Here is a 15,035-nt window from a genome sequence, read left to right on the forward strand (position 1 = left end):
CGTTTTTTATTGTTCTTTCGGGCCCTATCGCTGGCAAGCCAGCTCCCACAGGGTCCGTGGTGCATGCGATCCTTGTAGGAGCTGGCTTGCCAGCGATGAGGCCTACACATGCCCCACAAAAAGGTCTGAATACACCTGATTACGAGGCACCCCCGCCAAAAACAACCGCCGCGAAAACGCCTCCACACTCCCCGGCGCCCCGCACACCAGCGCCACCGTCTGCCGCGATTGCACGCGCAAGGCCGCCAGTGCCACAGGCAATTCCGTCGGGGTCACCAGCTCCACCTGCAACTGCGGATGCCGCGCCGTCCTCTCCCTCAATTCCTCGGCCAGATAATGCCCCCCCTCGTCCCGCGCCAGATGGAGCACGCGGATCGGCCCGCGATGCTCCTGGCGCAAGGCTTCGCGCAGGATGCCCCACAACGGCGCCAGCCCCGTTCCCGCTGCCAGCAGCCAGAGCGGCCGCTCCTGCCAGTCCGGGTCGTAGTGCAGGCCGCCGGCACGCAGCTCGCCGAGCCGCAACTCCGCCCCTTCGAGCAGATGCCGCGCTGGCGTGCAGAATGCACCCGGCTGGCGACAGTCGATATGGAACTCCAGCCACGGATCCTTCCCAGGCACGCTCGCCAGGGAATAGGGCCGTGCCACGCCCAGGGCGTTCCATAGCAACAGATGCTGCCCTACCTGGTAACGCAAGCCGTTCAGCGGTTTCAGGCGCAAGCGCAGGACATCGCCCAGCCAATCCACCGAAACGACCTGCGCCGGCTGGCCATCGGTCTTCGGATCGAACAACGCAACCCGCAGGTCCATTCCGATCCGGCACTGACACGCCAGGTGCCAGCCCAACTCGCGCTGCGCCGCGCTCAATGCCTCCGGCCGCCCGTCCTCCGGCTCACCTTCGACACAGCGCACCAGGCAGGCATGGCAGCTCCCGGCCCGACAGCTGTAGGGCACGCCACAGCCTGCATCATTGAGCGCATCGAGCAGATTGCTGCCGGGTGCAACGGACCATTGGCGTTCGCCGACCTGCAGTTCAGGCATTGCTGTTCATCTCCACTGACTATTCATACGCCAATCTAGGCTCGTTCCGATTGACAGGCCAGGAGAAACAGCAAGAACGATGCCGTGCGATCACCGACCATGGTTGGACCACTGGCGCGTGTACCAACGGCCGAGCCGCGCTATACTGCCGCGCCTTTTTTGCGTCGGGCATTTTGTCGCGGCGCGTCTGAAAGGTCGTTTCGACACCTCGGCCTGTCCGCGTCGGAATACCTATTGAATGTTCCCGTGTTTAAGAGGAGCGCGCTGCATGACCGTGATCAAGCAAGACGACCTGATTCAGAGCGTCGCCGATGCCCTGCAATTCATTTCGTACTACCACCCCGTCGATTTCATCCAGGCGATGCACGAAGCCTATCTGCGCGAGGAGTCGCCAGCCGCGCGTGATTCCATCGCCCAGATCCTGATCAACTCGCGCATGTGCGCCACCGGCCACCGTCCGATCTGCCAGGACACCGGCATCGTCACCGTGTTCGTGCGCGTCGGCATGGACGTGAGCTGGGACGGCGCCACCATGAGCGTCGACGACATGATCAACGAGGGCGTGCGTCGCGCCTACAACCTGCCGGACAACGTCCTGCGTGCCTCGATCCTGGCCGACCCGGCCGGCGCCCGCAAGAACACCAAGGACAACACGCCGGCGGTCATCCACTACTCCATCGTCCCGGGCAATACCGTGGAAGTGGACGTGGCAGCCAAGGGCGGCGGTTCCGAGAACAAGTCGAAGATGGCCATGCTCAACCCGTCCGACTCGATCGTCGACTGGGTACTGAAGACCGTGCCGACCATGGGCGCTGGCTGGTGCCCGCCCGGCATGCTCGGCATCGGCATCGGCGGTACCGCCGAGAAGGCCGCGGTGATGGCCAAGGAAGTGCTGATGGAGTCGATCGACATCCATGAGCTGAAAGCCCGCGGCCCGCAGAACCGCATCGAGGAACTGCGCCTGGAGCTGTTCGACAAGGTCAACCAGCTGGGTATCGGTGCCCAGGGCCTCGGCGGCCTGACCACCGTGCTCGACGTGAAGATCATGGACTACCCGACCCACGCCGCGTCCTTGCCGGTGTGCATGATCCCGAACTGCGCCGCTACCCGTCACGCCCACTTCGTGCTGGATGGCTCCGGCCCGGCCGAACTGGAAGCGCCGTCGCTGGACGCCTACCCGGAAATCGTCTGGGAAGCCGGCCCGTCGGCTCGCCGTGTCAACCTCGACACCCTGACCCCGGAAGAGGTGCAGAGCTGGAAACCGGGCGAGACCATCCTGCTCAACGGCAAGATGCTCACCGGCCGCGACGCTGCGCACAAGCGCATGGTCGAAATGCTCAACCGCGGCGAAGAGCTGCCGGTAGACCTGAAAGGTCGCTTCATCTACTACGTCGGCCCGGTCGACCCGGTCCGCGAAGAAGTGGTTGGCCCGGCTGGCCCGACCACCGCGACCCGCATGGACAAGTTCACCCGCCAGATCCTCGAGCAGACCGGTCTGCTGGGCATGATCGGCAAGTCCGAGCGTGGCCCGACCGCGATCGACGCGATCAAGGACAACAAGGCCGTGTACCTGATGGCCGTGGGCGGCGCTGCCTACCTGGTCGCCCAGGCGATCAAGAAGTCCCAGGTGCTGGCCTTCGCCGAACTGGGCATGGAAGCGATCTACGAGTTCGAGGTCAAGGACATGCCGGTCACCGTTGCGGTGGACAGCAAGGGCGAGTCGGTACACATCACCGGCCCTGCGATCTGGCAGAGCAAGATCGCCGAAAGCCTGGCAGTGGAAGTGAAGTAACGCCGCACGCTTCAAGCGGCCAGCTTCAAAAGCAAAAGCGGCGTGGATTCCACGCCGCTTTTTTATTGGGTCAACGCGCGACGGCTTTCAAGGGGACCGGCTCGGCGCTGCGGCGCTGGCCCAGGTAGCGGATACAGCTCACCCGCAGGAACGAGGCGAAGTTCACCACTTCGCCGCGGTACTCCATGACCTCGTCGTACAGCTTGCTGATCAGCTGGTTGGTGGTCATCCCGTCGACCTCGGCGATTTCCCGAAGCACATCCCAGAACTGGTTTTCCAGGCGCAAGGTGGTCACCACCCCGCGAATGCGCAGCGAGCGGCTGCGGGACTCGTAGAGAATCGGGTCGGCCCTGACGTAAAGCTCGCACATCTGCGGTTACCTCACAGGGTGATACGGGTGCCCAGAAGCCCGAGGAAACCCGCCAGCCAGGCCGGATGCGCCGGCCAGGCAGGGGCGCTGGCGAGATTGCCCTGGACATGAGCCTGGGTGACCTCGATGTCGATGTAGCGGCCGCCCGCCAGTTTCACTTCCGGCGCACAGGCCGGATAGGCGCTGCATTCGCGACCTTCCAGCACCCCGGCGGCGGCCAGCAGTTGCGCACCGTGGCAAACCGCGGCAATCGGCTTGCCGGCCTGGTCGATGGCTTTCACCAGCGCCAGCACTTCCTCGTTCAGGCGCAGGTACTCCGGCGCGCGGCCACCCGGGATCACCAGGGCGTCGTAGTCCTCGGACCTGACCTTGGCGAAATCGAAATTCAGGGCGAAGTTGTGTCCGGGCTTTTCACTGTAGGTCTGGTCGCCTTCGAAGTCGTGGATCGCGGTGCGTACCGACTGCCCGGATTGCTTGCCCGGACACACCGCATGCACGGTATGACCGACCATCTGCAGGGCCTGGAACGGCACCATCACCTCGTAGTCTTCGACGTAGTCGCCCACCAGCATCAGAATTTTCTTGGCCGCCATTTCACGTTCTCCTTCGTGTGCAGGGGAAAAGGTACCCAGACACGTTAGACCTTGGCTCAGGCTTGCGGGTAATAGGCGCCTACTACGTCAGGATCAATCGCGCCGATCCAGCAGATTCACCACCAGCCGATCCAGCCAGCCCCAGATGCGCTGCTGCACCCGCCGCCACAGCGGCCGGGCGCGCCAGTCATCGAGGTTGACCTCGCGACTCAAGGCAAAATCGCGGACGAAACTCTCGCTCACCGCCTGGTTCAGCAGCGGGTCGATGGCTTCGACGTTCGCTTCGAGGTTGAAGCGCAGGTTCCAATGATCGAAGTTGCACGAGCCGATGCTGACCCAATCGTCTACCGCCACCATCTTCAGGTGCAGGAAACACGGCTGGTATTCGAAGATCTTCACCCCGGCACGCAGCAGGCGCGGGTAATAGCGATGACCGGCGTAGCGTACCGACGGATGATCGGTGCGCGGCCCGGTCAGCAGCAGGCGCACATCGATGCCCCTTGACGCGGCGCGGCGCAGGGCGCGACGGACTTTCCAGGTCGGCAGGAAATACGGGGTGGCCAGCCAGATGCGACGCTGGCTGCTGTTCAGTGCGCGCACCAGCGATTGCAGGATATCGCGGTGTTGCCGGGCGTCGGCGTAGGCCACCCGGCCCAGCCCCTCGCCACTGGCCGGCGCACGCGGCAAGCGCGGCAGGCCGAAATGGGTCGGCGGCCGCCAGGCGACACGCCGCAGGTTGGCGCGCCACTGGCGATCGAAGAGCATTTGCCAGTCCGCCACCAGCGGCCCCTGCATCTGCACCATCACTTCATGCCAGTCGCTGGCGTTCTCGCCGGGATTCCAGAACTCGTCGGTAACCCCGGTTCCGCCCACCCAGGCAACGGCCTGATCGACGAGGAGAATCTTGCGATGGTCGCGATAAAGATTGCGAAAACCCCGGCGCCAGCGCAGACGGTTATACCAGCGCAGCTCGACACCAGCCGCCTGCAAGCGTTGGCGCAGGCCCAGGGTGAAGGCCAGCGAGCCATAGTCATCGAACAGGCAGCGCACCTGCACACCGCGCTCCGCCGCGCTGACCAGGGCCTGGACCATGGCTTCGGCGCAGGCACCCGCTTCCACCAGGTACAGTTCCAGGTCCACCTGGAATTCGGCCCGGGCGATGGCCGTGAGCATGGGCGGGAAAAACGCCGGACCGTCGATCAGCAGTTCGAATTGATTTCCGGAACGCCAGGGAAAGACCGGCCCGGCCATGTCAGCGCGCCGTGAAGATCAGCACCGCACCCACCGGCACCGAGAGGTTGATCGACTTCAGTCCGGCGGCCTTGCGCAAGGTTTCCAGGCCGGGGGCCAGATCGAAATGCTCGGCGCGCAGGATCAGCGGTTCCAGGGTTACCACCTGGAAGCGGCGTTCGTCGAGGCGGGTGGCGAGCAACTGGGCGTTATAGGCGTGGGTCTTGCCGTGCAGGGTCACGTTGACCGGCAGGCGCAGTTCCAGTTGCGCGCCATTGGCCAGGTCGTTGATCGGACGCAGGTCGAGCTGGGCACTGATGGTCGCCTCGGGGAAGGTTTCTACGGCGAACAGATCCTTGCGCATGCGTTCGTCGCGCAGCGGGATACCGCTGCTGACCGAATCCATCTCCACCTGCAATGCCGCCGCCCCTTTGCGATCCACCTTGCCGTGCAGCACCAGGAAGCGGTGCACTTCGGACACATCGCCGTTCTTGCTGCTGATGAAGGAAAGGCGGGATGACTCGTTGTCCAGGTACCAGTTGGCCTGAACGGGAAGACAGACGATCGCCAAGGAGGCGAGCAGAAGGCGGAGCGGACTGGGCATGCGAAATCCTGAAACACTTTGGCGCTCAACCTTAACCGCCCGTCCTCACGGCAGCAAGCGGCAGCCCTCGCGCGGCCCCAGCCATTGGGCACTGGCGCTGCGCCCAAGCCCACGGGCCTCGACGCGGCGGGCCGGCACATCGTCACGCAACTCGCTCAACGGCAGCCATTGCTTCACGTAGGCCTGGCAGTAGCCGGTATCCAGGCCCATCACATAGCGGCACGAGCAGAACTCCTTGGCCGAATAGGCACTGAGAATGCCAGGGAAGGCACTCAAGGCCGCGCGCTCCGACCAGCCCCAGGCCAGCAGGCCAAGGAGAACCAGCAGCAACAGGCGTTTCATCGCTGTTCTCCGGGGAAGGCGGCAAGGACATGACGCAGCAGGGTGTTGTGCTGGAAGCTGCCGTCGCGATCGTCGGCGTAGCGCACGATCACCAGCTTCTGTTTCGGCAGTACGTAGAGGCCCTGGCCCCAGTGGCCGAGGGCGGCGAAGGTGTCGCTCGGCGCGTCCGGCCAGGCCAGGGCGCTGTTCAGCCACCATTGTGCGCCGGGTGTCGCTTCGCCGGGCTCGACAGCGGCACCGGCGAACGGCGTGCGGGTGAATTCCACCCAGTCCGCCGGAAGCAGTTGCCGGCCTTGCCAGCGGCCGTCGTCGAGCATCAGTTGGCCAATGCGCGCCAGTTCGCGGGCGGTCATGTACAGATAGGAGGAACCGACGAAGGTGCCGCGGGCATCACGCTCCCAGACCGCCCTTTCGATACCGAGGGGCTGGAACAGTGCGGTCCAGGGATAGTCGGGATAGTGCTCGGCGCCGACCATCCGACGCAGGGCGGCGGCGAGGAGATTGCTGTCGCCGCTGGAATAAAGGAAACGTTCGCCCGGCGCAGCGGCTGAAACATGGGCCGCGGTAAAGCCGGCCATATCCTTGCGCCCGGAGGTGTAGAGCATGGCGACCACCGAGGATTTCAGCGGGGCATATTCATAGTCTTCCTGCCAGTCGAGTCCGCTGGCCCAGTGCATCAGGTCCTGGATGCGTACCTGGGGATGGTCCGTTATCGGCGGGTAGAAGGTGGCAACCGGGTCATCCAGCTTGAAGCGGCCTTCGCCATAGGCCACGCCAAGGACCGTGGCCATCACGCTCTTGCTGACGGACCAGGTGAGGTGCGGGGTATCGGCGCCGGTCGGCGCGGCGTAGTGCTCGTAGACGATCCTGCCGTTCTGGATCACCAGCAGGGCGTCGGTGCGGATGCCTTCGCGGGCCTGGTCATCGCGAGGGGGAAAGGCATAGGCCTGCAAGGCCGACTCGTCGGCCCGGGCGGGGGTAAGGATAAAGAGGAGGAAGGCGAAGAGCGCGGTGCGCATGGTCGGTACCCGGCTGCGTGATCGGGCAAGGGTAGCCGGGGTTCATGACAGGTGGAGGGTGTTCCCTCGGGCCTCATCGCTGGCAAGCCAGCTCCCACAGGATTTGCGGTGCACTCGATCCCTGTGGGAGCTGGCTTGCCAGCGATGAGGCCATCAGCCACAACTCAGAACCCGGCCTGCCCCCAGGCCTTGGCCAGGCGCTTGGCCCGCGCCGCACTGGCAATTTCCAGGATCCCCTGATCGCGCATCCACAGGTCGGCCCACTCCCCTTCGCTCGCCGCCAGCGCTGCGTTGATTTCGTCGCGCAGTTCGCCGAACTGGGCGAACAACCCGCCCAGCAACAAGTGACAGGCCGGCGATTCGGCGTTCTGCCGGCTGCCCTCGGCACACCCGCCGAGCAGCGCCAGCAAGCGCAGGATCAACCCTTGGGACCAGCCCTGGGAACGGCCGATGCCGTACAACCAGGCTACCAACGCGCTGAGCACGTAGAGGTCTTCCAGCGAGCGGAACGGCTTCACATAGGCATCCCAGCCATCCCCTGCCAAGCGCTCGCACAAGGCCTGCTCCAGGTGCAGTCGTGCATGCCCCACTTCCGGCATCAGCGGCAAGGTCGGCAACGGATCGAGGCGCACTCCCGGCTCGCCCGGATAGACCACCGCCAGGCTGATCCGTGGTGCTTCTCCCGGTGCTTCGCTGCGCGCCGCCACCAGCAGCCAGTCCGCCTCATGTCCGCCGGTGACGAAATCCTTGCTGCCGGTCAGGCGCAGTGCCTCCAGGTCCAGGCGCATGTGCATGTCCGCCGGGCGCACGCTGCGTTTCTCGCTGGCACACAGTGCGCCAAGGCCCTCCGGTGCACTGGGCCAGAGTACCCGCAAGGCCGCCTGGTAACCGGCCAGGAACGCCAGCCCCGGCGTCGGCATGGCCTTGCCACCGAGCACCGCAAGTTCGAAGGGCGACACCGGCCCGAGACGTTCCAGCAGTGCCGCCCAGCTGTCGCCGAGGTTGACCGGAAGGGGTTGGGAAAGCGGTCGGTCGAGACGTTCCAGCCAGCTCATCGAGGAACTCCTTGAGGCCTGTCATACAAGCATCACTAAACATTCATGGGGGTGACACCCCCTCTGCCTAGGCTGAGCTTGCACAACAAAGCCGACCGGCCGCAACCCCATGGCTGGCTTATGGAGACATGCAATGACTCGGATCGCTCGCTCTGGCGACAACTGCACTGAACGCCGTCTGCAAGCCGAACGCCTGGTGGGCCCGGCTGCCCTTCGCGAAGCCCAGGCCCTGCGTTTCAGCGTGTTCAGCGGTGAATTCAAGGCGAAACTGAAGGGTGCCGAGCTGGGCCTGGACATGGACGACTACGACGCCCACTGCATGCATATCGGCGTGCGCGACCTCAATAGCGGCCGCCTCGTCGCCACCACCCGCCTGCTCGACCATCGCGCTGCCAGCAGCCTGGGCCGCTTCTACAGCGAGGAAGAGTTCAGCCTGGACGGGCTGGTGCATCTGCAAGGCCCGATCCTCGAGCTCGGCCGCACCTGCGTCGATGCCGCCTACCGCAACGGTGGCACCATCGCCGTGCTGTGGAGCGAACTGGCCGAGATCCTCAACGAAGGCCAGTACCGCTACCTGATGGGCTGCGCCAGCATCCCGATGCAGGACGGCGGGATCCAGGCCCATGCGATCATGCAGCGCCTGCGCGAACAGCACCTGTGCACCGACCACCTGCGCGCCGAGCCGAAGAACCCGCTGCCGAGCCTGGCCCTGCCGGGCAACGTGGTGGCGCAGATGCCGCCCTTGCTCAAGGCCTACATGCGCCTGGGCGCGAAGATCTGTGGCGAACCGTGCTGGGACGAGGATTTCCAGGTCGCCGATGTGTTCATCCTGCTCAAGCGTGACGAGCTCTGCCCGCGCTACGCCCGGCACTTCAAGGCGGCGGTGTGATGCAGCGCCTGCGGGTGTTCGCCCGCATCGCCCGGCTGCTGCTGGTGGTGGCGCTGGGGCTGGGCATGGCCACGCTGTTCGGCCTGTTCGAGCGCCTGGGTATGAACGCGTCGGCGCAACGCCGCCAGCGTTGGTCGCAGATCTTCATGAAGCGCCTGGTCAATGCCTTGCCGCTGCGGGTCAAGGTGATCGGCGAACTGCCCAGCCAGCCGATGCTGTGGGTCAGCAACCATGTGTCGTGGACCGATATCCCGGTGCTGGGCATGCTGGCTCCGCTGTCCTTCCTATCCAAGGCCGAAGTGCGCACCTGGCCGGTGGCCGGGTGGCTTGCACACAAGGCCGGGACCCTGTTCATCCGCCGTGGTGGTGGCGACAGCCAGTTGCTGCGCCGGCAGATCACCCAGCACCTGGCCCGGCAATGCCCGCTGCTTATCTTCCCCGAAGGCACCACCACCGATGGCCGTGGCCTGCGTACCTTCCACGGCCGGCTGCTGGCCAGCGCCATCGACAGCGAGGTGCCGCTGCAACCAGTAGCTGTGCGCTATCTGCGCGAAGGCCGGATAGACCCGATCGCACCGTTCATTGGCGATGACGATCTGCTGTCGCACCTGATGCGCCTGTTCGGCCAACCGTGCAGTGAAGTCGAGGTGCAGTTGCTGGAACCGATCGCCAGCAAAGGTGAGGAACGGGCGGCGCTGGCATTCCAGGCGCAGCAGGCGGTAAGCCGGGCGCTGTTCGGCGAGGCAGCCGAAAACCTGCCTCAGCGCCGCGCCAGGGCGGCCTGAGGATCGGCCAGCGCCGCAGCGGCGAAGGCCTGCAACTGCGGATAGAACTGGCGGAAGTCCTCCAGCAGCAGCGGATACAGGGTTTCCACCTCGCCCATGGCCCCGGCCAGGCCTTCCGGGCGTGACAGCCGCCGGGCGATGCCGCGGAACACCTGCTCCAGCACCGCGAACTCGCGGTACGACCCCAGCCAGTCGCCGGCCGCCATCAAAGGCGCGATCTGCGCCAGGCGGCCCGGCAGCGCCGGCTCCCCGTTCAGTATCTGGTACACCCGCGCGGTGAACTGCGGCAGCGGCTGCGTGGCGTAGTCGTGCCAGTGCAGGGCCAGGCAATGATCGAAGAACACGTCGAGGATGATTCCGGCAAAGCGCCGGCGTCCGGCGGGGAAGCGCGCCAGGGCGGCGAGCACCAGCGGATGGCTGTCGGTGAAGGTATCGATATGCCGGTGCAGGCGGATGGCCTGTTCCAGGCGCAGCGGGAAACGGCCTTCCAGCGGGCCCTTGACGAAGTCGCCGTACAGGCTGCCGAGCAGTTGCTCGGGCTGGTCGCCGCCGAGGTGGAGGTGGGCTAGGTAGTTCATGGGGTATGAGTCTAAGGCATTGTGTTGCTCTTTGAGGGCCTCATCGCTGGCAAGCCAGCTCCCACAGGATCGCGTAACCTGTGGGAGCTGGCTTGCCAGCGATGAGGCCCTCAAGAACGCCGCCATATACCGATTTTTTCTACACCCCGAACCTTTTCATATTTGTATATCGCGAAATACCGATTTATATTTCGTCCCATCGCGATATACCGCTACACACCCACGAGCCCGACCATGCCTCTTGATCTCGACGAAATAATAAAAGCCCTTGCCCACCCGGTGCGGCGAGAAATCCTCGGTTGGCTGAAAGACCCGCAGGCCTGCTTCCCCGACCAGCACCACAGCCTCGACAACGGCGTGTGCGCAGGGCAGATCGACCAGCGCTGCGGCCTGTCGCAGTCCACCGTATCGGCGCACCTGGCGACCCTGCAAAGGGCCGGCCTGGTCAGCAGCCACAAGGTCGGGCAGTGGAATTTCTTCAAACGCAACGAGGACACCATCCAGGCGTTCCTCGCGCAACTGAGCCGCGAGCTCTGAACAAGGAACATCCATGCCCCTTTCACTCCTGATCCTGGCCCTCAGCGCCTTCGCCATCGGCACCACCGAGTTCGTCATCATGGGCCTGCTGCCGGATGTGGCCCTGGACCTCGGGGTATCGATCCCCGGTGCCGGCTGGCTGGTGACCGGCTATGCCCTGGGCGTCGCCATCGGCGCGCCGTTCATGGCCATGGCCACCTCGAAGCTACCGCGCAAGCTGGCACTGGTCACCCTGATGGGGGTGTTCATCCTCGGCAACCTGCTGTGCGCGATCGCCAGCGACTACAACCTGCTGATGTTCGCCCGGGTGGTCACCGCCCTGTGCCATGGCGCCTTCTTCGGCATCGGTTCGGTGGTGGCGGCCAGCCTGGTACCGGTCAACCGCCGCGCTTCGGCAGTGGCCCTGATGTTTACCGGCCTGACCCTGGCCAACGTGCTTGGCGTGCCGCTGGGCACCGCGCTGGGCCAGGTCGCCGGCTGGCGCGCGACCTTCTGGGCAGTGACCGCTATCGGCGTGATCGCGCTGCTCGGCCTGATCCGCTTCCTGCCGCTGCGCCATGACGAGGAAAAACTCGATATGCGCGCCGAGCTGGCCGCCCTGAAAGGCGCCGGGATCTGGTTGTCGCTGTCGATGACCGTGCTGTTCTCGGCATCGATGTTCGCCCTGTTCACCTACGTTGCGCCGCTGCTCGGCGATGTCACCGGCGTGTCGCCGCGCGGCGTGACCTGGACCCTGCTGCTGATCGGCCTGGGCCTGACCCTGGGCAACATCCTCGGCGGCAAGATGGCCGACCGGCGTCTCGGCGCCACCCTTGTCGGCGTGTTCGCGGCCATGGCCATCGTGTCCACCGCCCTGACCTGGACCAGCAGCGCGCTGATCCCGGCGGAGATCACCCTGTTCCTCTGGGCCACTGCCGCCTTCGCTGCCGTGCCGGCCCTGCAGGTCAACGTGGTGACCTTCGGCAAGGCCGCGCCGAACCTGGTTTCGACCCTGAACATCGGCGCCTTCAACCTGGGCAACGCCCTGGGCGCCTGGACCGGTGGCCTGGTCATCGAGCAGGGCCTGGGCCTGACCCGCGTGCCCCTCGCCGCCGCCGCCCTCGCGGTGCTGGCGCTGATCGTCACCCTTATCACATTCCGCCAGGGCGGCAACGACGCCGAACTGGCTCCCGCAACCCACTGAGGTTTGAGCAATGACGACTCTGTTTGATCCGATCACCCTTGGCGATCTCGAATTGCCGAACCGTATCATCATGGCCCCGCTGACCCGTTGCCGTGCCGATGAAGGCCGGGTGCCCAACGCGCTGATGGCCGAGTACTACGTGCAGCGCGCCAGCGCCGGCCTGATCCTGACCGAGGCGACCTCGGTCATGCCGATGGGCGTCGGCTACCCGGACACCCCGGGTATCTGGTCCAACGACCAGGTGCGTGGCTGGACCAACGTGACCAAGGCGGTACATGCCGCCGGCGGGCGGATCTTCCTGCAACTGTGGCATGTGGGACGCATCTCCCACCCGAGCTACCTGAACGGCGAACTGCCGGTGGCGCCGAGTGCGATCCAGCCCAAGGGGCATGTCAGCCTGGTCCGGCCGACCACCGAGTACCCGACCCCACGGGCGCTGGAAACCGCCGAGTTGAGCGATATCGTCGACGCCTACCGGACCGCCGCGGAAAACGCCAAGGCCGCCGGCTTCGATGGCGTCGAAGTGCATGCGGCCAACGGCTACCTGATCGACCAGTTCCTGCAGAGCAGCACCAACCAGCGCACCGACCAGTACGGCGGTTCCCTGGAAAACCGTGCACGCCTGTTGCTGGAAGTCACCGATGCGGTGATCGAGGTATGGGGTGCCAAGCGTGTCGGCGTGCACCTGGCGCCGCGGGCCGATGCCCATGACATGGGCGATGCCAACCGTGCCGAAACCTTCACCTATGTCGCCCGGGAACTGGGCAAGCGTGGCATCGCCTTCATCTGCTCGCGCGAGAAGGAAGCCGACGACAGCCTCGGGCCACAGATCAAGGCGGCCTTCGGCGGGCCTTACATCGTCAACGAGCGCTTCGACAAACAAAGCGCCAATGCGGCGCTGGCGGCAGGAACCGCGGATGCGGTGGCGTTCGGCATTCCGTTCATCGCCAACCCCGACCTGCCGGCGCGGCTGGCGGCGGATGCGCCGTTGAATGAAGCGCGGCCGGAGACCTTCTATGGCAAGGGGCCGGTGGGGTATATCGATTATCCGCGGATGTGATGTTGTTCTTCAGGGCCTCATCGCTGGCAAGACAGCTCCCACAGGGTTTTGCAGCGACCCGCGATGAGGGCCTGGAGGTCAATCAGTTCCGGGCATTGATCTGCTGTTGCAGGTTCTGCACCTGGCTTTGCAGGGTGTTGATGTTGCGGGTGATCTGCCCACGGAAGGCATCGAATTCGGCAGTGGAGGCACCAGGACTGGCCGCCGGACGATTCTCCTGCTCGCTCTTGAGCACGATCAGGTCCTGCTCCAGGCGCTGGGTCGCCGCCGCCTGATTCTTAAGTTGCGCATCGATCTTGCCGCCATCCAACTGCGCAGCCTTGAGCGTGGCCAGTTCCTGAGCAACCGCCTTCAATTGGCTCTGCAATTCGTTCTGCAACTGCGCATTGGCTGCCTGCTGCTGGCTGACCTGGGCCATCGCCGCTTCCAGGCGCTTGCCCAGTTCACCGGCCTGCCCGGCCACACCCTCCTGCAACTTGCCCTGCTCGCCCAGGCTGGCCTGCAACTGGCGCACCTGGAGCTTCAGCGCTTCGTTCTCGCTATTGGCCGAGGACTCGGTGGCGCTGACCTTGCCGGAAATCGCCTGCAAACGCCCCGCCGCTTCCTCGCTGATGCGGGCGAAGCTTTCCTGGGTCGCCACCAATTGCTGCTCCATCAGCGAGATCTGCTGGAAGCTCCACCAGGCCAACCCGCCCAGGGCGATGAAAGATGCACCGAGCAACGCCCACAACGGACCGACCAGCGGCGCCCTGCCCGCGCGCTTGCGGGCGCTGCGCGGGTGCGCCGGCGGAGCGAACTCGTCATCATCGCGCTCCACCGCCTTGAGGGTGGGCACGTCGTCAAAATCATCTCGAGCATCGTTGCGCATGGGTAGTTTTCAACCACGTGATAGCAAAATGGGCGCTAGTATAAACCGCTTGCACGGCGCCCTCATCGACCACGATCCGGGGATCTGGTTCAGTGGCCACCCTGCTGCGCCTGCCACCAGGCGCAGAATTCATCCAGCGCGGCCCAGAGGCTGACCTGCGGCCGGTAATCGAGGTAATGCCGGGCGCGGCTGATATCAAGCGTGAAGTCCTTGCTCATCACCTGCACGCCAAGGCGGCTCAGGGTCGGCTGCGGGCGGCCCGGCCAGAGCATGCAGGCGCCTTCGTTGATGGCCGCCGCCGTGTAGGCGAGGCCGACGGAGCGATAGCGGGTGACCTGGGGCAGCGACAGGCGTCGCATCACGTAATTGACCACGTCCCACACCGGCAGCGGGTGGCCGTTGCTGATGTTGTAGGCCATGCCCAGCGCCTCGGGGCCGGCATTGATCGCAGCGAGCAGGGCTTCGTTAAGGTTCTGCACGCTGGTGAAATCGACCTTGTTCAGGCCGTTGCCGATGATCGCCAGGCGCTTCTTGCGCTGCATCTGCAACAAACGCGGGAAGATGCTGACATCGCCGGCCCCGGTGACGAAGCGCGGGCGCAAGGCCAGGACTTCGAGCCCGAACTCCTGGGCGCCGAAGACCTTCTGCTCGGCGAGGTGCTTGGTCGCCCCGTAATGATCGTAGAAGCGCCGCGGGACCTGGTCCTCGGTGATGCCGGTGCGCGAGCGCCCGGTGAAATAGATCGACGGCGAGGACAGGTGCACCAGGCGCCGCACATGTTCCTTGAGACAGGCTTCGACGACATTTTCGGTGAGTACCACGTTGCCCTGGTAAAAGTCCTGGTAGCGTCCCCAGTTGCCCACCGCACCGGCGCAATGCACCACGGTGTCGATGCCCTGGCACAGGCGCCGTGCCACTTCCGGGTCGGACAGGTCGCCCGGAATGAACTGGGCGCCGCGTCGCACCAGGTGCTCGACGCCCTCGGCGCGACGCCCGTTGACCCGAACGTCCAGGCCCTGCTCCAGGGCGAAACGCGCAAAGCGCCCGCCAATGAAGCCGCTTGCGCCGGTGACCAGAATTCCCATGAAGCAC

Annotated in this window: 17 protein-coding genes; 6 read left to right on the top strand and 11 right to left on the bottom strand. The window is 65.2% G+C overall.

The window, feature by feature from the left end; translation table 11 throughout:
• Positions 1-102 precede the first annotated feature (102 nt).
• Positions 103-1,038, bottom strand: coding sequence for an iron-sulfur-binding ferredoxin reductase (locus N7650_RS10380; protein ID WP_279898101.1), 936 nt, complete (start codon positions 1,036-1,038; stop codon positions 103-105).
• A 268-nt stretch (positions 1,039-1,306) separates the two neighbouring features.
• Here N7650_RS10380 and N7650_RS10385 point away from each other — a divergent pair, with 268 nt between their 5' ends.
• Positions 1,307-2,830: a fumarate hydratase gene (locus N7650_RS10385; protein ID WP_009394749.1), complete on the top strand. Its 1,524-nt coding sequence runs from the start codon at positions 1,307-1,309 to the stop codon at positions 2,828-2,830.
• Between the two features lie 70 nt (positions 2,831-2,900).
• Here the strand turns inward: N7650_RS10385 and N7650_RS10390 are convergent, their stop codons facing one another.
• The 7 genes from N7650_RS10390 to N7650_RS10420 form a co-directional block, all read right to left on the bottom strand.
• Positions 2,901-3,200, bottom strand: coding sequence for a ribbon-helix-helix domain-containing protein (locus tag N7650_RS10390; protein WP_279898102.1), 300 nt, complete (start codon positions 3,198-3,200; stop codon positions 2,901-2,903).
• 11 nt (positions 3,201-3,211) lie between these two features.
• Positions 3,212-3,793, bottom strand: a complete 582-nt coding sequence (locus N7650_RS10395; protein WP_009394747.1) for a DJ-1/PfpI family protein — start codon at positions 3,791-3,793, stop codon at positions 3,212-3,214.
• Positions 3,794-3,886: 93 nt separating this feature from the next.
• The gene (locus N7650_RS10400; RefSeq protein ID WP_279898103.1) at positions 3,887-5,044 is read right to left on the bottom strand and encodes a phosphatidylserine/phosphatidylglycerophosphate/cardiolipin synthase family protein; all 1,158 of its coding nucleotides are present in this window, start codon (positions 5,042-5,044) and stop codon (positions 3,887-3,889) included.
• A 1-nt stretch (position 5,045) separates the two neighbouring features.
• Entirely contained in the window at positions 5,046-5,627 is a 582-nt protein-coding gene (locus N7650_RS10405) for a YceI family protein (protein ID WP_009394745.1), read from the bottom strand.
• Between the two features lie 45 nt (positions 5,628-5,672).
• Positions 5,673-5,969 (bottom strand): hypothetical protein, encoded by a 297-nt coding sequence (locus N7650_RS10410; RefSeq protein ID WP_009394744.1) that lies wholly within the window; start codon positions 5,967-5,969, stop codon positions 5,673-5,675.
• The gene (locus N7650_RS10415) at positions 5,966-6,988 is read right to left on the bottom strand and encodes a serine hydrolase (protein ID WP_279898104.1); all 1,023 of its coding nucleotides are present in this window, start codon (positions 6,986-6,988) and stop codon (positions 5,966-5,968) included. The genes N7650_RS10410 and N7650_RS10415 overlap by 4 nt, the downstream gene beginning before the upstream one ends.
• 164 nt (positions 6,989-7,152) lie before the next feature.
• Positions 7,153-8,043, bottom strand: coding sequence for an acyl-CoA dehydrogenase family protein (locus N7650_RS10420; protein ID WP_279898105.1), 891 nt, complete (start codon positions 8,041-8,043; stop codon positions 7,153-7,155).
• Between the two features lie 133 nt (positions 8,044-8,176).
• Here N7650_RS10420 and olsB point away from each other — a divergent pair, with 133 nt between their 5' ends.
• Positions 8,177-8,932 (top strand): L-ornithine N(alpha)-acyltransferase, encoded by a 756-nt coding sequence (olsB, locus tag N7650_RS10425; protein WP_009394741.1) that lies wholly within the window; start codon positions 8,177-8,179, stop codon positions 8,930-8,932.
• Positions 8,932-9,717, top strand: coding sequence for a lysophospholipid acyltransferase family protein (locus N7650_RS10430; RefSeq protein ID WP_279898106.1), 786 nt, complete (start codon positions 8,932-8,934; stop codon positions 9,715-9,717). The genes olsB and N7650_RS10430 overlap by 1 nt, the downstream gene beginning before the upstream one ends.
• Here N7650_RS10430 and N7650_RS10435 read toward each other — a convergent pair.
• Positions 9,693-10,295: an ACP phosphodiesterase gene (locus N7650_RS10435; RefSeq protein WP_279898107.1), complete on the bottom strand. Its 603-nt coding sequence runs from the start codon at positions 10,293-10,295 to the stop codon at positions 9,693-9,695. The two genes, N7650_RS10430 and N7650_RS10435, sit on opposite strands and share 25 nt — an antisense overlap.
• Before the next feature lie 234 nt (positions 10,296-10,529).
• Between N7650_RS10435 and N7650_RS10440 the strand changes: the two genes are divergently transcribed.
• The 3 genes from N7650_RS10440 to N7650_RS10450 are packed head-to-tail and all read left to right on the top strand — an operon-like array spanning position 10,530 to position 13,075.
• Positions 10,530-10,832 (top strand): helix-turn-helix transcriptional regulator, encoded by a 303-nt coding sequence (locus N7650_RS10440; protein ID WP_064303875.1) that lies wholly within the window; start codon positions 10,530-10,532, stop codon positions 10,830-10,832.
• A gap of 13 nt (positions 10,833-10,845) precedes the next feature.
• The gene (locus N7650_RS10445; RefSeq protein ID WP_279898108.1) at positions 10,846-12,015 is read left to right on the top strand and encodes an MFS transporter; all 1,170 of its coding nucleotides are present in this window, start codon (positions 10,846-10,848) and stop codon (positions 12,013-12,015) included.
• 10 nt (positions 12,016-12,025) lie between these two features.
• Positions 12,026-13,075: an alkene reductase gene (locus tag N7650_RS10450; protein WP_009394736.1), complete on the top strand. Its 1,050-nt coding sequence runs from the start codon at positions 12,026-12,028 to the stop codon at positions 13,073-13,075.
• Between the two features lie 82 nt (positions 13,076-13,157).
• Here N7650_RS10450 and N7650_RS10455 read toward each other — a convergent pair whose 3' ends face one another.
• Positions 13,158-13,943, bottom strand: coding sequence for an ATPase (locus N7650_RS10455; RefSeq protein WP_279898109.1), 786 nt, complete (start codon positions 13,941-13,943; stop codon positions 13,158-13,160).
• Positions 13,944-14,032: 89 nt separating this feature from the next.
• The gene (locus N7650_RS10460) at positions 14,033-15,028 is read right to left on the bottom strand and encodes an NAD(P)-dependent oxidoreductase (RefSeq protein ID WP_009394734.1); all 996 of its coding nucleotides are present in this window, start codon (positions 15,026-15,028) and stop codon (positions 14,033-14,035) included.
• Positions 15,029-15,035 lie beyond the last annotated feature (7 nt).

Source organism: Pseudomonas sp. GD04058 (genome assembly GCF_029836855.1).
In the GTDB taxonomy this organism is placed as follows: Bacteria; Pseudomonadota; Gammaproteobacteria; order Pseudomonadales; family Pseudomonadaceae; genus Aquipseudomonas; species Aquipseudomonas bharatica.